Origin of the sequence: Haloarcula sebkhae (genome assembly GCF_014647415.1) — an archaeon.
Classification (GTDB): Archaea; Halobacteriota; Halobacteria; order Halobacteriales; family Haloarculaceae; genus Haloarcula; species Haloarcula sebkhae.
The window spans coordinates 252,487-271,678 of sequence record NZ_BMPD01000001.1; the positions used below are offsets into that span (position 1 = coordinate 252,487).

At 63.7% G+C, this 19,192-nt stretch carries 14 protein-coding genes; 8 read left to right on the top strand and 6 right to left on the bottom strand.

Annotated elements, in window-relative coordinates:
* The first annotated feature begins 267 nt into the window (after positions 1-267).
* From IEY38_RS01300 to IEY38_RS01320, 5 genes are all read left to right on the top strand, one after another.
* On the top strand, positions 268-882 hold the full coding sequence (locus IEY38_RS01300) for a hypothetical protein (protein WP_229775196.1): 615 nt from the start codon (positions 268-270) through the stop codon (positions 880-882).
* 86 nt (positions 883-968) lie between these two features.
* Positions 969-1,646, top strand: a complete 678-nt coding sequence (locus IEY38_RS01305) for a helix-turn-helix domain-containing protein (protein ID WP_188974699.1) — start codon at positions 969-971, stop codon at positions 1,644-1,646.
* Positions 1,647-1,770: 124 nt separating this feature from the next.
* Positions 1,771-2,547 carry an SDR family oxidoreductase gene (locus tag IEY38_RS01310; RefSeq protein ID WP_188974702.1) on the top strand — a complete coding sequence of 259 codons (777 nt, stop codon included), beginning with the start codon at positions 1,771-1,773 and terminating at the stop codon, positions 2,545-2,547.
* Positions 2,548-2,795: 248 nt separating this feature from the next.
* Positions 2,796-4,016: an FAD-dependent oxidoreductase gene (locus IEY38_RS01315; protein ID WP_188974704.1), complete on the top strand. Its 1,221-nt coding sequence runs from the start codon at positions 2,796-2,798 to the stop codon at positions 4,014-4,016.
* A gap of 88 nt (positions 4,017-4,104) precedes the next feature.
* Entirely contained in the window at positions 4,105-4,956 is an 852-nt protein-coding gene (locus tag IEY38_RS01320; protein WP_188974706.1) for a translation initiation factor eIF-2B, read from the top strand.
* A gap of 6 nt (positions 4,957-4,962) precedes the next feature.
* On the opposite strand, the gene malQ is transcribed toward IEY38_RS01320, so the two are convergent.
* A complete protein-coding gene (gene malQ, locus IEY38_RS01325) occupies positions 4,963-6,453 on the bottom strand; it encodes a 4-alpha-glucanotransferase (RefSeq protein ID WP_188974708.1) in 1,491 nt (496 codons plus the stop codon).
* Positions 6,454-6,594: 141 nt separating this feature from the next.
* Here malQ and IEY38_RS01330 point away from each other — a divergent pair, with 141 nt between their 5' ends.
* Positions 6,595-7,650, top strand: coding sequence for a glycosyltransferase family 4 protein (locus IEY38_RS01330; RefSeq protein ID WP_005537616.1), 1,056 nt, complete (start codon positions 6,595-6,597; stop codon positions 7,648-7,650).
* Positions 7,651-7,660: 10 nt separating this feature from the next.
* On the opposite strand, the gene IEY38_RS01335 is transcribed toward IEY38_RS01330, so the two are convergent.
* The 4 genes from IEY38_RS01335 to malA all read right to left on the bottom strand — a co-directional run bounded on the left by IEY38_RS01335 (position 7,661) and on the right by malA (position 15,777).
* A complete protein-coding gene (locus IEY38_RS01335; protein ID WP_005537614.1) occupies positions 7,661-7,990 on the bottom strand; it encodes a DUF7510 family protein in 330 nt (109 codons plus the stop codon).
* 128 nt (positions 7,991-8,118) lie between these two features.
* Complete coding sequence (locus IEY38_RS01340) at positions 8,119-9,063, bottom strand: sugar phosphate nucleotidyltransferase (protein ID WP_188974710.1); 945 nt, start codon at positions 9,061-9,063, stop codon at positions 8,119-8,121.
* 50 nt (positions 9,064-9,113) lie between these two features.
* A complete protein-coding gene (locus tag IEY38_RS01345) occupies positions 9,114-13,649 on the bottom strand; it encodes a glycoside hydrolase family 15 protein (protein WP_188974712.1) in 4,536 nt (1,511 codons plus the stop codon).
* A 124-nt stretch (positions 13,650-13,773) separates the two neighbouring features.
* Entirely contained in the window at positions 13,774-15,777 is a 2,004-nt protein-coding gene (gene malA, locus IEY38_RS01350; RefSeq protein WP_188976113.1) for an alpha-amylase MalA, read from the bottom strand.
* A 153-nt stretch (positions 15,778-15,930) separates the two neighbouring features.
* Here malA and IEY38_RS01355 point away from each other — a divergent pair, with 153 nt between their 5' ends.
* Positions 15,931-16,209 (top strand): hypothetical protein, encoded by a 279-nt coding sequence (locus IEY38_RS01355; RefSeq protein ID WP_229775197.1) that lies wholly within the window; start codon positions 15,931-15,933, stop codon positions 16,207-16,209.
* 483 nt (positions 16,210-16,692) lie between these two features.
* On the opposite strand, the gene IEY38_RS01360 is transcribed toward IEY38_RS01355, so the two are convergent.
* Positions 16,693-17,457: an IclR family transcriptional regulator gene (locus IEY38_RS01360; RefSeq protein ID WP_188974716.1), complete on the bottom strand. Its 765-nt coding sequence runs from the start codon at positions 17,455-17,457 to the stop codon at positions 16,693-16,695.
* A 411-nt stretch (positions 17,458-17,868) separates the two neighbouring features.
* Between IEY38_RS01360 and aceB the strand changes: the two genes are divergently transcribed.
* Positions 17,869-19,176, top strand: a complete 1,308-nt coding sequence (aceB, locus tag IEY38_RS01365; RefSeq protein ID WP_188974718.1) for a malate synthase AceB — start codon at positions 17,869-17,871, stop codon at positions 19,174-19,176.
* Positions 19,177-19,192 lie beyond the last annotated feature (16 nt).

A 19,192-nucleotide genomic window follows, 5' to 3' on the forward strand; every position in this document is an offset into this window, starting at 1 on the left:
ACTATTGTATTTAAAGTTGTAGACTTTGTTTTGAGAAATTTAATTAAAATATAATGGTCTCGTTCAGGGTATATGAGGGACCGGACAAGCCATAAAAATGCTCTGTCAGCATAGAAGCATACGAACACAATAGGATCCCTTGATAACGTCAAAAAACCGCTAAGTAAGAGATCTGAACCTGCTTTTAGGGCCGTTGTCTGCCATCACTCGGTGTTTCGAGATATGCACCAGAATTATCATAACTGTGCCATCGGTTCAGTCATTTGGATGAAAGAAAAGCAATCAGCGACGAGCAATGATAGCACAAAGTCGGCAACCGCCACACGACGACGGGTCATCAAAGGAGCACTTGGCACAGCAGCGACCGCGGCAGCGGTTCCGAGCCTGAGCAGCGTCGCGGCGGCCCATTTCCCAGTCCAGCTCGCGATCGACATCCAGCCCGAGAACGCGGAGAACTTCATCGACCTGTCGGAACACGACACCATCACCGTCGCAGTCAAGCAGTCAGAGTTCGTCAACAGTGACGGGGACAGCGAGACGTTCGACCCTACGGAGCGGACCGTCCGCTATCGGTTCGGCTCGCGCCTTGTACTGGAAGACGGCGAGGGTGCTCGACCCGTCGACGGGGGCGAGATCAGGGAACCGGACGACGATGCTGCGGACGGCCAGGCGTCTCTCGTTCTCACGTTCCCAGTCGACGAGATGGGCTTCGACGGTGGGGAGGAGACAGCATGGCTGTACTGGGAGCGGGATGAGTCCGGGGACCACGGCTACGCCGGCTTCGATTCCGTGCGGGTGTATCGTGGGCAGCCCGCAAGCCGCTCCCTGATCGAACAGCTACAGCGATTGCTGAGTGGTGAGACAGCGTCCAGTTCTGACTGAGCGGCTGCGAACCCGAAGCGGTACTGTCAGCGTGTACCAGTAATCGCTATGCTGGCGACTATATACGTCGAATCCGATGGCACGCTATGGCCATCGTTGCTGAAATCCTTCTCGCGGACGAGACGCTTCCGCTAGTCGGCGTGGCGGACTCGATTCCGAGCGGCGAACTATCGATTTCGAACGCTGTCGGCCTCGAAGACGGAAGACTGCTGCTTACAGTTAGCGTCGACGCTGGCGCTCGCGACGCCTTCGAGCGCGAACTCGACGCGCGGCCACAGATCACCGACGCGGCGGAGATCGGGCAGACGGCCGATGGCTGGTTCTACAAAGTGGTCGTCGACGACGCGTCGAGTCTCATCGCGTCACATGACCCGGAGGAGTTCGAGGGTGTTGCGATGGATGCGACGGTCACCGCCGACGGAATACGGGAACAGAAGGTGTTCTCGGACTACGACGCGTTCAGTGCGCTACAAGACCGGTGTGCGGTCAACGACATCCCGCTCGAACTACTGAACATCGCCTCAGACCCCGAGAATCCCGGTGAACGGGACCAGTTCGGCCTCACGGACAGGCAGTATCGGGCGATGTCTATCGCCCTCTCCTCGGGGTACTACGACTCCCCGCGTCGGTGTTCGACGGCGGAACTCGCCGACAAGCTCGACGTGTCGGCCGCCGCGGCGTCCGACCTCCTGCGCCGAGCCGAAAAACAGCTCATCAGTTCGACGGTCGGTCCCGACCAGTTCCGGAACGCACTCGCACAATGATATCCTCCCCGGCGTGAACGCTGGGTTAGCCGCGCTCCTGTTCGACTTCGGCTCCCTGCCAGTATATAAATGGGCTTATCAGTAAGCAAAGCACGCTCGTGGCTGTCGCATCTACTGAATACCGATGGCAGATAAATCCGAGACAGACGACGACCAGAGCACACAGCGACTTGCAGGCGACGTTGCGATTGTCACCGGCGCGTCATCGGGAATCGGTGAGGCGACTGCGGAGGCCCTCTCCGACGCGGGCGCGAGCGTCGTTCTCGCAGCCCGGCGCGCTGACGAACTGGAGGCCCTTGCGGACCGAATCGAGTCATCCGGTGGGGATGCGCTGGTTGTACCGACCGACGTCACCAACGAGGACGACATCAACTCGCTGGTCGAGGCGACAACAGACGAGTACGGTCGCATCGATATTCTCGTCAACAACGCCGGCGTGATGCTTCTCGAACCGCTGGAACGGGCAGACCGCTCGAACCTCCGACAGATGGTCGAGGTGAACCTGCTCGGACTGATGAACCTCACCCACGCGGTACTCCCGGTCATGCAAGAGCAGGAGAGTGGCCACATCGTCAACGTCTCCTCTGTCGCGGGACGCCGCGCGTCGGCCGATTCGAGCGGCTACAACGCGACGAAGTTCGGGGTGAACGCGTTCACTGAGGCAGTCCGGCAGGAAGTGACGACACAGGGCATCCGGACGACGGTTATCGAACCGGGGGCTGTCGATACGGAGCTCGCGACACACGTGCCGGACGAACAGGTGCTGGAGCGGTTCGCGGAGATGGACCTCCCGATGCTCCACCCCGACGATATCGCTCGTGGCATCGTGTACGCGACGAGCCAGCCCGCCCGCGTGGATGTGAACGAACTCCTGATCAGGCCGACCGGGCAGGATATCTGAGGCCGCCGCGGCGCTCGTCGAACGCGATGTAGCGACAGTCGGCTCGAAACGGCATCTCTGCTGTTTTTCCTGCGCGTGGTCGACGGTACTGGCCGCCGAAACCGGCTGTTAGTTGCTCGAAACAGGAGCACTGTTACGCCGTGTGCGTCGCCGTCGTTTGAGATGGGGACTGTCACTGAAACGGGTCGCACAGTTGCCGAAACCCCCGGTATCGGAGGACCCTTACGTCAGCTACCCTAATCATATACATGGCAATTGAGACGGATGTCCTCGTCGTCGGTGGTGGCGCGACCGGCGCTGGCGTCGCTCGTGACCTTGCACTCCGTGGCGTCGACGTGACGCTTGTCGAGCGGAACGGCCTGACAAGCGGTACCTCCGGGCGCTCACACGGACTGCTGCACAGCGGGGCCCGCTACGCCGAGGCGGATCAGATCGGTGCCGAGGAGTGCATCACCGAAAACCGGATACTCAAGGAAATCGCCGGGGAATGCATCCGTGACACCGGTGGGTTGTTCGTCCAGCTTGCCGGAGACGACCCTGACTACTTCGAGACCAAGCGGGCGGCCTGCGAGGAGATCGGTATTCCCGTAGAGACGCTGGACGCCGACACGGCCCGCGAGCGAGTGCCCGACCTCGCGTCAGATGTCGAGCGTGCGTTCGAAGTCCCCGACGCTGTCATCTATCCGTCGCGGCTCGTCGCTGCGAACGCCGCAGATGCACGCGACCACGGCGCGGCGATACACCCACACGCGCCCGTCGAAGACGTACTCGTCGAAGACGGGCAAGTCGCCGGTGTGCGGGTCGGCGGGACCGTCGAGGACACTATCGAAGCCGGCTACGTCGTCAATGCGACCGGGGCCTGGGCGGGCGAACTCGCCGCAATGGCCGGCCTCGATGTCGAGATGCAACCGACGCGGGGCGTGATGGTCTCAGTCGAGTACGACGACCTTGAGCCGGTGCTCAACCGCTGTCGGGACCCCGACGACGGCGACATTGTCGTGCCACACGAGAGCGAGGCCGTCCTCGGAACGACGAGCGTGCCCGTCCGCGACCCGGACGAGTACGAAACCGAACAGTGGGAAGTCGAAGAGAGCATCGAGGAATGTGCGGCGATGCTCCCCGCAGTCGCGGACGCACCGGAGGTCCGGACTTGGTGGGGTGTCCGGCCGCTGTACGCGCCCGACGAGGCGGAGCGCGGTCGCGGCATCTCGCGGGGCTTCTTCTTACTCGACCACGCCGACGACGGCGTCGACAACATGGCGAGCATCGTCGGCGGCAAGCTGACGACCTACCGGCAGATGGCAGAGGCGACGGCCGACCTCGTCTGTGACGACCTCGGCGTCGATGCTGTCTGTCGGACTGCGGACCAGACACTCCCGAACGTCGACGACCCAGAACAACTGGACGCGCTCGTGGCCGAGTTCGACGGGCAGGGCCCGACTGACGAAGACGTGGTCGGGTCAGCGTAACCACGCCCATTGTTGCCCTGACCCAAGCCGAGAAAGAGGACTATCGGCTGACTGTACCGTTATAAGGGTGGCAGCCGCACATACTCTCATGATAAACGAGACCGTGCGGCAGATCGAGGAGATGGAAACACAGAGCTCCTCGATTGCCGCCGTGAAAGCCGCCAAGGCGCTCCGCGAACTGACAGACCGCGAGTGCCACACGGTCGAGGACTTCCTCCGCGTCGTCGAGCGCAACAGCAGCGCACTCCAACGGGCGAACCGCTCGCATGCACCCCTGTATACCACACAGCAACGCATCGTGACGGATCTGAAAGACGCCGACCCCGACTCCGTCTCAGCGGCCAAGGAGCGATTGCTCGACACAATCGACGAGGTCGTCACGGAAATCGAGACCAGCAAGGACCGCGCGGCGGAGCGGGCGGCGACGCTCATCGACGACGGCGACGTGCTGGTGACACACGAGAACTCCTCGACGGTGATGGCGACGCTCATGGCGGCGCTGGACGACGGCAAGGAGTTTCACCTGTACGCGAGGGAGTCCCGGCCGCATTTCCTGGGCCGCCGGACAGCCCGCCAGCTGGCCGACCGCGACGGGGCCGACGTGACGCTCATCGTCGACGGTGCAGCGGGCCACTACCTCTCGGAAGCCGACCGCGTCTTCGTCGGCATGAACTGCCTCATCGACGACACGGTGTACAATCGGATCGGGACGCTGCCGCTGGCCGCGACAGCCAACGAGATGGATGTTCCCGTGACCGTTGTCGGAACATCGTCGAAGTTCATCGGTAGCGGCTTCTCCTTCAGGAACACGTTCCGGCAGGGTTCGGACGTGATGCTCGAACCGCCGGAGGGGTTCGAAATCGGCAATCCGGGCTACGACGCGACCCCGACCCGCCTGCTCGATACAGTCGTCACGGAGGACGGCATCCTGCAGTTCTGAAGGGTCTTAGCGGATCGTCCTGTCGGTGACTTGGCGAAGTCGCTCGGCGATGTCGGCGTCGAGCGCTGCGTCGGTCACCCGCCACTGCCAGTTCCCGGTCGCCGTGCCGGGGACATTGAACCGGGCCTCACTACCGAGGCCGAGCAGGTCCTGCATGGTTGTCATCGCGACGACGGCGTTCGAGTTCCACACCGCCTCGATCAGGTCCCAGTTGATTTCCTCCCCGTCAGTGCCGAGGTTGTAGTGGAGGCAGTCGCGCTGGCGGTCCGACAGGCCGCGATAGTAGCCGACGATAGTGTCCGTGTCGTGGGTCGACGTGTAGCCGACGGCCGACTCCGGGTAGTGCATCGGCTGGTACATGTGCCCTTCTTCGCACCAGTCGGCGTACTGCGGAACGCGCATGCCGGGGAAGCCGAACTGGTCCCGGAGCGCGACGATGCTCTCGTCGAGAAAGCCCAGGTCCTCGACGAAAAACGGGAGGTCGCCGAGCCTGTCTCTGACCGTCTCGAAGAAGTGCGCGCCGGGGCCGTCGCGCCACTGCCCGGCGGCCGGGTCGTCCGCCGCTGCGGGAATCGACCAGAACTCGTCGAAGCCCTTGAAGTGGTCGATGCGGGCGATGTCGACGAGGTCGAACAGCCGCTCGAACCGGTCGACCCACCAGCCGTAGTCGTTCGCACGGAGCGTCTCCCAGTCATAGACGGGATTCCCCCATCGCTGTCCGTCGTCGCCGGGATTCGGCGGAACGCCGGCCACTTCCGCAGGCTGGTGGTCGTCGTCGAGTCGGAACACCTCGGGATGCGCCCAGACGTCCGCCGAGTCGAGGCCAACGTAGATTGGCAGGTCGCCGACGAGGCCGATATCCCGCTCGGCCGCGTACTCGGCCAGCGCCCCCCACTGGCTGTCGAAACACCACTGGACGAACTTGTGGTAGCGGATGTCGTCGGCCAGTTCCTCCTGATATCGCTCCATTGCCGCTGGCTCGCGCGTTCTGATGTCGTCCGGCCAGTCCATCCAGCCGGCATCGTCGAACTCGGCTTTCAGTGCCGTGAACAGCGCGTAGTCGTCCAGCCAGCCCGCCTCGCGCTCACAGAACTCGGCAAACGACTGCTGGTCTGCGTCGCTTGCGCTCTCGTCGAAGGCGGTGTACGCGTCTCGGAGTCGGGCCTTCTTGAACTCAGTCACGCGATCGTAGTTGACGTGCTCTTGCGAGAGGTCCTCCGGTGGTTCGATATCGCCCTCGGTTAGATACCCGCGGTCGACAAGCTTGCGGAGGTCGATGAGCAGCGGGTTCCCGGCGAAAGCGGACGACGACTGGTACGGGGAGTTCCCGTGGATGCTCGCCGTGGGTCCGAAGGGGCAGAACTGCCACAGCGACTGGTCCGCCCGGTCGAGGAAGTCGACGAACGCCCGCGCACCGGAACCGAGGTCACCGATACCGTGTGGCCCCGGGAGCGACGTCAGGTGGAGGAACACGCCACTCTGCCGTTGGAATTGCATACGCACCTGTTGCCCTGACAGGCATTTCAATGGGCGGGGTTGTTGACTGCTGTCGTGACCGCTTGTGGGTCCAGAGAGCGGCGCACGCAAACATATATATTGTATCCATTTGATGCTACGATGAGTGAGCCAGTAACAGAGATGCCACCGAACGTTCTGATGCTTGGCTGGGGGTTCCCACCCAACATCACCGGCGGGCTTGATACCGCTATCGGGGAGCTGTTCGAACAGCTCGAACCGAGAGACGATGTCGAGTTCGAGCTGGTGTTACCCGCGGAGTACGCGCCGCCGGACCGCGACGGCATCCACGGCGTCTCGACGGGGAGCGGCGACATCATCACCCGCATCGGCCGGCTGGCCGGGGAGTTCGCCGACAAGGCGGCCGACGCGGACATCATCCACACGAACGATTGGTTCGGCTACAACCCCGGCTCGCGGGCCAAAGCGGACCACGACGTCGAGTGGATCTCGACGTTCCACTCGCTGTCGGCGGACCGTAACGTGACGCCGCCACAGCGGGAAGTCGAGACGGAACAGCGGGTCGCGAACCGCTCGGATCACCTCGTCGCGGTGAGCAAGTTCACACAACGGCGGATCCGAGAACAGTACGACGCCGACTCGACGGTCATCTACAACGGGTTCTCGTCGGTAGAGCCGACGGGCCGGGACATCAAGGCGGAGCTCGGTATCGACGGGAAGATGCTGTTTTTCGTCGGCCGACACACCGACCAGAAGGGGCTGTCGTACCTGCTGTACGCGCTCTCGAAGCTCGGCCGGGACGACGTGAGTCTGGTGCTTGGCGGCTCGGGCCATCTCACCGAACAGCTCGAACGGTTCGCCGAGCTGCTGGGCGTCGAGGATCGGGTCTACTTCCCGGGGTATCTCCCTCAGTCGGAGCTCGGGGACTACTACAACAGCGCCGACCTGTTCGTCTCGCCGTCGCTGGCGGAGCCGTTCGGCATCACTATCGTCGAAGCGCTGTCGGTCGGGACGCGCGTCGTCGCCTGCGAGAGCGGGGCCGCGGAACTTCTCAACGAAGACTGTGTCATCGAGGTCGAACCCGATTCGGACTCTATCGCCGAGGGGATCGAGCACGCGCTATCGCTGTCGACACCCATCGAGTACGACGTTCGGACCTGGGGCGAAGTCGCTGACGAACACGTCGAGTTCTACCACGAGGTTCTGAACGGGGCCTGACCGGCCGCGATCAGCGGAGGAAGCGAACGTCCGTGACCGGTTCCGGATGAACGATCAGGTAGCCGTCGGCGGTTGGCTCCAGTCCCGTGACGGACGTTGTGTCCGTCTGCGTCCGATACGGGCTGTCGGCGGTCCCGTCAGCCGACTGGTAGGGGCTGTCGTAGGGTGTCTGCCTGTCCTCCGGCGGCCGGTCGAAATCCTCCGGCGGCAGGTATATCTTCTCGCCCGATTTCGAGCGGACCACAACGGCCGTGTCGCGGTCGCCCGAGACGTCGATTCTGGTCCGGCCATCATCGATTGTCATTTCGAACGTGACTGGCTCCGTTTCTGTTTGTGCCATGTTGTCAGGTAGCTCTCGTACGGCGAGTAAACGACGCTGTGTCACTTAGTCCTTCGCCAGCGGTCCGGTGACCGAAGGCGGGCCGTACCGAATCCCACGCCCGAGCAGTCGCCCGGGTGAGCGAGCCATCAGCGGTTGATGATGAGCGACCCTGACATGTTGTACCCTTCGACGTGGACGTCTTCACCGAGAATCGTTTCGTCGAGGTCGCAGTCGTTGACCTCAGCGTCCGGGAAGACGATGGTCCGGTCGAGGCTGCTGTCAGTCACTTCTGCGCCGGCCATCACGTGGACGGTGTCTCCGATCTCGGAGTTCTCGACGGTCGCGTCGGGGTGGATGAGCGACCCGCCGTCGAGTTTCCACTCGACGGTCTCGAAGTACGACTCGGGCGTCCCGATGTCGAACCAGACGTCGTCGAAGGTGAACGCGGACACCGGTTCCTGCTGTTGCAGCCAGTCGATGTACCAGCCCGGTTCGTCGGGGTTGTTGTCGCCCGAGAGGTACTCCTCGAAGCGGAGCGAGTCGGCCGGGAAGGCGTAACAGGCAATCGACACGAGCGTGCTCTTGGGATGGTCCGGTTTCTCCTGAAAGTCGATGACACGGTCGCCATCGAGTTCGACGAGCCCGTAGGATTTGGCTTTCTCCCGCGAGCCTACGTCGTAGGCAGCAAGTGCCGGCCCGTCGCGCTCCTCGAAGAAGTCAAGGAACTCCGAGGGGTCGAAGCCGATGAGGTTGTCCCCGCCGATGACGAACAGGTCGTCGTCGATACCTTCGCGGTCGATCAGTTGTGCGAGCGCGCCGACGACGCCGAACTTCTCGTCTTCGTCAGCCGTACTCTCGACGGAGAGTTGGACTTTTTCATAGCCCATCTCGTCGATGTGGGCTTCGAACTCGTCGGCGAAGGCCTCGTTCGTGCTGAGGTACGTCGTCCCGATTCGGTCGTCGTCTTCCAGTGACTGGAGAACGCCGTCGATGACGGTCGTTTCACCGACCGGGAGTAGCATTTTCGGCCGACGTCGCGTGATCGGCCACAACCGTGTCGCGTAGCCGCCAGCTAAAACTATCGCGTCCATATCCCACAGTCAGACCCGAATTATAAAGTGGTAACTACTTGTTGGATTTACTATAAGTTTAGCTGCCAGACAGTTGTCCCGGCGGTGACCAGATCCTCGTCGTCCGCGGCGGCGACGATCACCTGGTTCTCACCGGGGTCGACGTCGACTGCGACCTCGAACTCCCGGTCCTCGACGGGGATGTACGTGATGTCGGCAGGGGTCTTGACGACGACACAGACGCCGGTCGTCTCGCCGGAGACGACCAGTTCGTTCCCGCGGAACTGCGTATCGACGCGGAGCGCTGGACTTCGGTCGGGCGTGTGCGCGCGCCGCTCCCGATAGCGGTCGTCGACGAACGCAGGCGTCTCGACCGGCTCGCCGGCGCTGATGCCGTGGGCCAGCCGCACGTACTGGGCCATCGACCACGCCAGCGGCGTCGCCGAGCCGGTCCCTTCGGCGAACTCCCAGTCGTACTCGGTCGCGTGGCCCCGGTCCCAGATCTGTTCGGCGATCATCCGGCCCGAGTTCGCCACGTCCTGCATCATTCGGAGACCGTTCTCGGGCGGGATGTCCGGGTCGTCACGATGGAGTTCGTACTCGGCGCGCTCGCCGGTGAGCAGTGGCCAGAGGCGACCCTTCCCCTTGTGTTCGACCGTCCACGGCGCGCCCTGATCGTCCCGGCCACGCTCACCGTAGCCGTCGCCGTTGTACCGGTAGAACCCGGGCGCGTACTCCGTGTCGACGCTGATGGTGTCGTCGACTTCGACGAGCGAGTTCCGGATAGTTTCGTCGTCGTCGGGCTTGATGCCCAGCCGGACGAGTTCGAGGAAGCCGCCGTCGATGATGTTGCGCTCGTCCAGCGTCGGACCGTCGTTGGCGAGCGTCCGGAGGTGGCCCATCTCGGGGTTGCCATCGAGCGTGATCCGCGTGTAGTAAGGCGTGTTGGTGTGGCGCTCGGTCCCGGTCTCGGTCGCGGTCCAGGCCTCGACGTTGTTCGCCCACTGGTCAGCCAGCGACAGCCAGACGAGCGCGTCGGCCTCGTGACCGGTGTCGAGGGCAAGCTTCGCCGCACATGCGAGCCCCGCGATTTCGGCCGCAATCGAGGACGGCGAGAAGCCCGCCTCCTCTTCCCAGCGTTCCTGTGCGGTCTCGGGGCCGTGGCGGACGACGTACTCGGCCGACCGCCGGACGTTCTCGTAGCTGTACTCGACATCCTCGAAGTCGACGCCGCTCTCCGCGAGCCGGTAGGCCATCACCTGCGGGAACGAGATGTTGTCCATCTGCTCGCCGCCCCAGCGGGTCGTCCCGTTGATGTAGGTGTTCTGTGGGATGAAGCCGGCCTCGTCCTGCTGGTACTGGTAGATGTACTCCAGCTGGTCCGTCGCGATATCTAGGGACCCGATGGCGTCGAACACGCTGAACACCTGATACAGGTCCCGGGACCAGACGAAGTTGTACCCGTAGCCCTTTGGCTCCTCGGCGTGGACGGCCTCGCCCCACGGCACTGACGGCGAGGCGATAGACGCCCCGTGGTAGGTCTTGTCCTCCACGGCCAGAAGCGTCATCAGCGCGGTTCTGTACTGGTTCGCCAGCGCTTCGTCGTCAGCGACCGAGTCCGGGAGCTGCTTGTCCGAAAGGAAGTCGCCCCAGCTGTCAGCGTACTCGGCACTGACCGTCTCGTAGCCGCGGTCGAGCGCGCCGTCGGCTTCGCCCAGCGCGGCGGCGGTGTCAGCCTGTCGCGCGAAGCCGAGCGCAACCGTGTCGCTGACTCTGGTCCCGGAGTCCAGCCGACCGATGAGGACGAGGTTCGTCCCGTCGATGGACTCAACCGGGTCCGGGAGATCACCGTCGGAGTACAGCCCGTCGAGGTGGTCGCTGCCGGCCGCACCGACGGTTGCCCAGTCGAAGCGCCCGGCCGCGGCCATCGCCACGGCGATGGAGTAGGCGTCGCCGTTCTCGTCGACGAGCAAGTCGTTGTCCGTCTGGTCGGTGTAGGCGCGGGGGTTCCGACCGACGAGGTGGTAGCTCCCGGGCTGACCGTATCTGATGGCACGGTCCTCGGTGACCGTGCTCGTGAGTGCGATGTCCGCGACGGAGAACACGTCGTATGATTTGCCGTCGTCGGCGCTGAAAGACACGTCGGCGACGATGGCGTCGTGTTCGGGGTCGGTCGCGTAGTCGACGGTGAGCGTCCACTCGTGGCCTTGGCCGTCGCCGGTCTCGGTGAAAACGTGGCGATAGAGCAGCGCCTCGTCGTCGACGGGTTCGACGCGTCGCCTGACGCTGTCATCGGTCCGACGGTTCTCGCGGTGGGTCCGGACGGCGTAATCCGTCTCGTCCGTACACCGGACCAGGAAATCCAGCGTCCGCAGGTTCATCAGGTCGACCTGCGGGTAGCGGGCCTCCGTCAGCGCGCCCTCGGTGAGCGTGAACCAGACGCGCGAGGGGTCCTGCTCGTCGTGGTCGGCGACGGTACCGACGCCGTACTTCTCCCCGGTCGTCCAGGTCGGGCGCTCGCTCGGCCCCTCAGTCCCGGCCGATGTCGTCGGGAGCGCGTTGAGTTCGCCCAGCCGTGCGGTCGCGTGAAGCCGCAACGCGTGGGACCAGCCAAGCGGCGTCGCGCTGTCGAGAGCGCCGTCGTCGAAGGCCTGTTCGGCGAGGTAGCCGGCGTCGGTCGTGAGCGGCCCGTCGTCCTCAAGCAGTTCGTACAGGTCGCTCGCACGGTCGAGGTAGGCGTCGCCGCCCTCGCCGCGGTCGTTCAGCATGTCGCCGACGCGGGCGGCGGCGAGTGCCCCCATCGCCGTCGTGACGGTCCAAATCTTCTCGCTGTCCTGGTGGCCGGTCCGCCAACGGTCGCCCTCGTAGCGGGCCAGTCCCGCGACCCGGCTCTCTGTGGGGTTTCGGAAGAGTGTGTCAAGCGTCGTACTCACGTGGTCTGCCAGCCGAGTGAGATGCTGATCAGTAAGCGCGGTCGACTCGACGCTGTCATACTCTTGCAGCGCATCTGCGAGATGGAGCCCCGCAGCATCGATACGGTGGTCCGGCGTGCCGTTCGTTAGCCCCACCACGTACACGCCCAGATCTTCGTCCCAGAGCGTCTCCAGCCCGTCGAGCAACCGATCGGCTGCCGCCAGACTCCGCTCGCAAACCGACTCGGCCATCGGGGCGCGAGCCACCGCGGCGAAGGCCTCGATGAACGTCGCAGTGGTGTGCGTGAACTGGCCGACCGAGTCCTCCCAGACGTTCTGACACGACTCGGGCAGGTCGTTGGCCGCGATGTCTTGGACGAGCGTATCGACGGCCGCCTCGATAGTCCCTCGAACCGTTGCCGTCAGTTCGGCGTCCATCTTACTGCGGTGCGTTCGCAGCAACGTCGCGAGGAAGGCGGTGACGGTCGCGGTCTGGTCGGCCTGATACTCCGGCGATTCGGCGTTGTGCTCGACTCTGGCGTTTGCCCAGCCCGGCGCGATGTCCCCGGTATCGGCCCAGACGCGGTGGGGCCACCGCCCGTCGGAGAGCTGGCTGTCACAGAGGAATTCCGCGCTCTCGAGCAACATCTCCACGGTGTCGACATCGAGTCGGGACCCGGCTTCGAGCAGATGCCGGGAGACGGAGGCGTCGTCGCGGAACCAGACGTAGCCGTAGCCGCCGGAGTTCGAGTAGAACGGATCGAACTCCGGGGCAGCGATGCGGCCGCCGGTCGGCGAGGACAGCAGGTCGAGCACCCGCAGGTCCATCCGTATCGAGTCCGAGCGTGGCATGGCTTCGACCACGTCGATGCGCGTTCGCTCCCGTCCGGCCTGCCGGAGGTCGTCGGAGGTCGTGTGCTCCGTCACGCAGTCGGCGAGGTCGAGCAGTGCCGTCTCCCGGTCGACCTCGTCGTGATTCGAGAGCTGACTGACCAGCGTCGTGTCCTTGCTGCGTCCGGATCGGTCGAGTGGCGCGGTCACGAGGAAGTCGCCGGTGAGGCGGGTCTGGTCGCGTCGTTCGACCGGCTCCGACCGTGGGAACTCGATCGGGCTGTCCGCAAGTATCTCGGCGAGGCGTTCCGGTCGCTGCCCGGCGACGGCGTCCAGCCCGGTCGACGAGGCGAGGTAATCGTGCTCTCGCCGGTGGTACACTTCCAGCACCCGCGAGTCGTCGGGTCCGGCATCCTCGTGAATCAGCGATCCGACGCCGCTGTCGCTGCTATCGGGGGCCAGCGTCACGAACGCCACGAGTTTGGCGTTCTGTGGAACCGCCCCGCGCATCGCGACGTGCGTGACGTGTGCCCGTCCCAGCGTCAGGTCGTACTGGTGGACCGTGAACGATCCCGCGTCGTACTCGGTCTCGACGAGCCGCGTCTCGCGGTAGTAGTGCTGTCGGATCGTCTCCAAGTCACTGAACCACCGTGTCTCGTCTCCAAGCATAACTCCGAGTCGGGAGCGGTCGATACCGGAGAGCCCGGAGAGCGAGTCGGAATAATCCTTCAGCGTGCCGTCTTCGCCGACGTGTACGAGTCGATCACCGTGCCCCGAGAAAGAGCCTGAAACAGTCCTGCGCTCCTCTGGAAAGCGCTCGTGACGAGTCCGCTTGTATTCGTTGAGCGCTGTCGAAAGCCGCATACACATCAAAGCAGACCAATCTCTATAAACTCCTGTGGTTCGGACAAATTAGTGATACTTCGGGGCCACGACTGTGTACCCCGAGAGGGCGGGGCCGCTGGTGTCGAACGGACCCCCGCGCGGATTACTGGCGCAGGCCGCTCTCGGCAGTCGGGAACACACCCACGCTATCGACTGTAACGGTCGCGTCCCCGTCACTAGCGCCCCCACGGTGCTCCCCGGAAACGAGATCGGTGTCGGCGGTCCCGGCCGGTAGCTCGACCGTCGTCGGCTCGCTGCTAAAGTTGAGCACTACGACAGCCGCGTCCTCGTCAGTCGTCCGAGCGTACGCGACGACGCGGTCGGACGGCCCGTCTCGGACCTCGTACGGGATTCGGACGAGGTCAGCATCCGCCGACAGCGCCGGCTGGTCGTGTCTGGTTGCCGAAAGGTCGCTGACGAACGACTGGAGCGTCTCGTCGGCGTGGTCCCACGCGAGGTCGTCGCGCCGGCCGCGCTGGCCGAACTCCTGACCGGCGTACAGCAGCGGCGCGCCCGGGAGCGTGAACAGCGCGCCCGCGGCAGCCTCGGCGGCATCCCGTCCGTAATCGACGATATAGCGAGTCTCGTCGTGGTTTTCCGCGTACAGCATGAACGACGCGTGCTCCGGGAAGCCGATCTCCGCCCGCCCTTCGATAGCACTGAGGACGGCCTCGGCGTCGCCGCCGCCCCCGACTTGCCGGAGCGCGGCGTAGGTCGTCGAGTCGAAGTGCATATCGAACAGCCCGGCCTGGAAGTCGGGGATGTACGGGATGGTCTCGTCCAGAAGCAGGAACTCGCTGTCGCGGTCCTTGCAGTAGTCGTGGATCTCGCGCCAGAAGCTGTTCGGGACGGCCCAGGCCATGTCACAGCGGAACCCGTCGACCAGTTCGGCCCACTGGGCGACCGCATCGAGCAGGTGCCGGCGGACCGGCAGGTGATCGAAGTTGAAGTTAGCGATGTGTTCCCACTCGAAGTACGTCTCCGGTTCGGTGTCACTTCGCCACTCGTACCACTCTCGATAGTCGGCGTCCGGCCCTTCCACGGCGGACTCGAAGTAGGGGTGGGTCCGGGCCGAGTGATTACACACGAGGTCGAACAGCACCTTGAACCCACGGTCGTGAGCCGCCTCGATGAACCGCTCGTAGTCCGCGCGGGTACCCAGATCCGACGCGATCTCGAAGAAGTCAGTGATGTTGTAGCCGTGCGGTGCGTGGTCGTTCTGTAACACCGGCGTGAGCCAGATGACGTCGACGCCGAGCGAGTCGAGGTAGTCCAGACGGTCGATGATCGCGTCGAACGGAGAGTCGTCGCTCTTGCCGGCAAACGTGCGGACGTAGATCTCGTAAATGGCCGAGTCCTCGGCCCATGCCGGCGCGTCGTACGGGCGTCTGGCGGCGACCCCTGCGCCGCTCACCACCGTCTCGACACCGTCCCCGTTGCGAGTGAACTCGACGGCGTCGGGCACGCTGTAGCCGTAGTCCCCGACGGCAACGGCGTGGATACGAGCGCGGTCCGGGAGCGCGTCCAGCGGAATCCGGAGGTCCGTCCCGTCCCGGGTCACCGCGTCGGCGTCGATGTCGTCGCGGTCGTCCAGCAGGAACTCGACGGCGAGGTCGCCGGCCGTCTCGGTCCCCTCCGGATGGGCGCTGCAGTCCGCGCGGACGACGGCCTCATCGCCCTCGATCGCTGGCCGGAGAGTCAAACGTGGCCGACCGCCGCCACCCCCGCCGTCGCTACCGTCCCCCGCCTGGGTGTACTCACCGCTCCCGCTGAGCCTGGAGCCGCTTTGCCCACCGGAGACGCCACCGCTTCGCTCGCCTGAGCGACCGGACAATCCGGAGGTGTGTGTCCCGCCCGATTTGAGGGTCCCCGGGAACGCGCGGACGGTGAGGTCGTGCTTGCCGTCCGGTGCGCTGAGGCGGATGACGTATCTACCCGGCGTGTCGGGGACGAACTGTTCGACCGGGTCGTCTCCGAGTGTGGCGGTTGACTGTACTGGTGCGCGCGCGACGTGCCAACTGTACGTCGCTGTCGGGTCCGGGTCCCGGGGTGCGAGCTCGATCTCGTCACCCGTCGCCACGAACCGCGGCGGTCCAGGATGGTGCATAGGGTCACTGCGATTGTCAGTGTCTTTGTACTTGGGGTAGCCGCGAGCGTCCCGCGCTGGCAGCATCGCTTTCTGGCTTCGGCGTGTACCGTCTCTGTGCCCGACTACCGACGCGATGCCGGGTTTGCGCTTCTCTGCGGACTTGTACTCGTCATGTATCTCCGCCAAACGGACGCGCTCGACACGCTCTGGGCCGAATCTGCTATCGCTGTCGGCGTGGTCGGCGCACTGGGTGTCGAGGCGCTGTTCGTGCTCGATACGCCCGTCGCGTCGCTGTGGGAGCGCCGCGGCGTGCGGACGACGTCGGCAGTCGCGCTCATAGCCTGCGCTGTGGGGCTTGCCGTTCTCGTGGGACCGGTCGTCGTCGCGGCGGCGTGCTGGGGACTCGTGACGTACTTCGCTCTTCTCGCTGTGAGTCTGTGTTACCGGTGATCGTTCGCCCCCCACAGGAACAACGCCGGTCGATGGGAGTGGCAGATGATTTGCCAGCGATGCGCCCGGTATTCCGGATAGTTACAGGTGGTGTCAGCGGTATAGCCATACGCATAGCTGCCGAACCGTAACCCGATCCTAGACGGTCTATATCCGCCTTTGTGTATTCAGTGCATATACGCAACTATACCCCTCCTACCGAACGTATAACGAGGGCATATAATCCCTATTTTTACTACTTAGTCTGGAATTCGATTTTTTATATCCAAATTAGGGATGAAAATATCTAAAGTGATGTTTTACAGCCGAGCTTAGGAGGGGTAAAGAGATAGATCCGTAAAGTGTCTCTCTAATTCAGTTCACCTTGTCTATTACAGATAGCTGACACTCGATTCCCGAATAACAACTGTACTGGTATTAGATTCCACCAGACCCCAGCTGTCAGTGATGGATGGCGGCTGTTCTGTTAACAAGACAGGGTGGTTATTCGTGGGCTAGATTGACCTCAATGACGTTGGCGGCCTGCTTCACCGTATCGATGAGTTGGGCTTTGCGGCCAGGGGACTGCAGTCGGTTGATAGGCGCGGTGATACTGATGGCGGCCTCGCGGCGGTCGCCGGTATCGATGGGGACCCCGACACAGCCGGTTCCGTCGACCCGCTCCTCGGTGTCGTCGGCAACGCCGCGTTCTCGAATCGTCTCCAGCTCCGCGAACAGCGTCTCGCGGTCTGTGATGGTGTTCTCTGTCTCGGCCGGGAGCCCGCGGGTTTCGATGATGTCCGCGACTCGGTCGTCGTCGAAACTCGACAGAAGCGCTTTGCCGATAGCGGTCTTGTGGAGATGGATGCGCTTCCCGAGACGCGTATCGAGCGCGACCGCCTGATCGCCGCTGGTCGTGTGGATATAGATGCCGTAGCCCTGCTCCTCGATCATCAGGTTCGCCAACTCGCCGGTCTCGACGGCCATCCGCCTGACCTCGGGCTTTGCGACCTCGTAGATGCCGTCGTAGCGCTGTGCCATGCCGCCGAACTCCAGCCACCGGAGTCCGATGCGATACTCGCCGTCCCGTTCCACGACCAGGCCCTCGTCTTCCAGCGTCACCAGGTGTTTGTATATCGTGCTCTTGGCCGGCTCCAGCGAGTCGGCGAGTTCGACCAGCGTGGCACTCCCGCCGAGGTCTTTGATACCAGAGAGGACCGACAGCGAGGTCTGTGTCGCCCGGACCGAGTCCGTTTTTGCCCGTGTCATTAGACACCAGTTCTGGTGCCGCTCGAATAAAATTGCCGTATCGGCTGTGACAACCGCTCTGCGGTGACTTCCGAGACAGGACGTACCCGAAATAGGCGTTATTCGGCTCCATGCCCGGCACAGGTATTCGAAAAGACGAAACAGAAAGTGGAGTTCGCTGGGGTGAAACCGGTGGCCGAATTCGATGGGAGTTCGTGATATGGCGACTGAACGGCCACGAGATGCGACAGATCAGTGTGCACCACTGACCGTTATGTCGCTCGGATGAACAGATAATCGAATGTAATATAGCACGAATATTTCGCATTTCCGAATCTGCTGAGGGACGGTGGAACGACTGCTCTGGTCGACGTTTCCGCCAGAGAGGGACGGTAGATTTAAGCGGTTTCGCTGGAATCTTTGAGACGAGTTATGAGTGTGACGCGACACTACGAGCGCGAATTCGTCAGAACGTTCTTTACCTCTCCGACAGCAGTCGACGGGGAGGACGACTCGGCGAAGATGTTGCGAAGTGCGGGACAACTCCGCGGTCTGCAGGCTCCGGACGTCTGGGTTCCGGACAACGAGGACGCGACGGCACCGAACATGCGCGACGAAGGCGTCGAGAACATCATCGATGTCGTCGCCAATCAGGGCGCCGAGTTCCCTGGCGAGATCCACCCACGCGTGGTCTGGCACCGCGAATCGCCGACGACCCGCTATCAGGGCTTCCAGCAGATGCTCGAAATCACCGATCCCGAAAACGGGGCGGTCGAACACATCGACGGCTTCGTCATTCCGGAGGTCGGCGACATCGACGACTGGAAGAAGGCCGACGAGTTCTTCACCATCATCGAGAACGAGCACGGGCTCGAAGAAGGCAGCCTCTCCATGTCGGTTATCGTCGAGAGCGGCGAGGCCGAACTGGCGATGGGTGACCTGCGGGACGAGATGGGCAAGCCCTCGAACAACCTCGAACGCATGTTCCTGCTCGTCGACGGCGAGGTCGACTACACGAAGGACATGCGCGCGATGACGCCCACTGGCGAGCTTCCGCCGTGGCCGGAACTGCGCCACAACACCTCCCGCGGTGCCAGCGCTGCAGGGCTCATCGCCGTCGATGGCCCGTACGACGACATCCGGGACGTCGAGGGGTACCGCGAGCGGATGAAGGACAACCGCGCGAAGGGGATGACCGGTATCTGGTCGCTGACGCCGGGGCAAGTCGTGGAGGCGAACACGGCTCCGCTCCCGCCGAAGACCGGCAGCTGGCTCCTCGAAGCCGGCGGTCAGGAGGTTGAACTCGAAGCACAGGACGGCAAGCAGGTGTACGACGGCGACGACCTCTCGCTGGAGGCGGACGGCGACGGCGGCTACGTCCTGCAGGCGGGCGGTGAGCGACTGGAACTGGACGAGGACGAACTCACCGAGGAACTGCTTGACCGCACCGCGTACATCCCCAGCATGAACGACATCGTCGACTCCATGGAGGAGTTCGAAGCCGCGAAGGAAGCCGGCAAGGGTGCCATCGCGATGACTCAGGCTGCGACGCTGGTCATCGACGGCGTCGAAGTCGACATCAGCAAGGACCGGATGTGGGACGAAGCGACCTACCAGGCCGCCCAGACGCCCATTACGCTGTTCCAAGACGTCTACGAGCACCGGCCGGACCAGCATGAGGAACTGGAGGAGATGTACGGCGCCGACATCGTCGAACGCGCCGCGGCCGTCGGGAACTGACGGTCGTACTCAGTAT

Excerpts from the sequence above, each read along its gene's own strand:
- IEY38_RS01330 (WP_005537616.1), top strand. The coding sequence starts at position 6,595 with ATGCCACCGAACGTTCTGATGCTTGGCTGGGGGTTCCCACCCAACATC.
- IEY38_RS01360 (WP_188974716.1), bottom strand. The coding sequence starts at position 17,457 with ATGACACGGGCAAAAACGGACTCGGTCCGGGCGACACAGACCTCGCTG.
- malA (WP_188976113.1), bottom strand. The coding sequence starts at position 15,777 with ATGCACCATCCTGGACCGCCGCGGTTCGTGGCGACGGGTGACGAGATC.
- IEY38_RS01320 (WP_188974706.1), top strand. The coding sequence starts at position 4,105 with ATGATAAACGAGACCGTGCGGCAGATCGAGGAGATGGAAACACAGAGC.
- aceB (WP_188974718.1), top strand. The coding sequence starts at position 17,869 with ATGAGTGTGACGCGACACTACGAGCGCGAATTCGTCAGAACGTTCTTT.
- IEY38_RS01305 (WP_188974699.1), top strand. The coding sequence starts at position 969 with ATGGCCATCGTTGCTGAAATCCTTCTCGCGGACGAGACGCTTCCGCTA.
- IEY38_RS01340 (WP_188974710.1), bottom strand. The coding sequence starts at position 9,063 with ATGGACGCGATAGTTTTAGCTGGCGGCTACGCGACACGGTTGTGGCCG.
- IEY38_RS01315 (WP_188974704.1), top strand. The coding sequence starts at position 2,796 with ATGGCAATTGAGACGGATGTCCTCGTCGTCGGTGGTGGCGCGACCGGC.
- IEY38_RS01310 (WP_188974702.1), top strand. The coding sequence starts at position 1,771 with ATGGCAGATAAATCCGAGACAGACGACGACCAGAGCACACAGCGACTT.
- IEY38_RS01335 (WP_005537614.1), bottom strand. The coding sequence starts at position 7,990 with ATGGCACAAACAGAAACGGAGCCAGTCACGTTCGAAATGACAATCGAT.
- IEY38_RS01345 (WP_188974712.1), bottom strand. The coding sequence starts at position 13,649 with ATGCGGCTTTCGACAGCGCTCAACGAATACAAGCGGACTCGTCACGAG.
- IEY38_RS01355 (WP_229775197.1), top strand. The coding sequence starts at position 15,931 with ATGTATCTCCGCCAAACGGACGCGCTCGACACGCTCTGGGCCGAATCT.
- malQ (WP_188974708.1), bottom strand. The coding sequence starts at position 6,453 with ATGCAATTCCAACGGCAGAGTGGCGTGTTCCTCCACCTGACGTCGCTC.
- IEY38_RS01300 (WP_229775196.1), top strand. The coding sequence starts at position 268 with ATGAAAGAAAAGCAATCAGCGACGAGCAATGATAGCACAAAGTCGGCA.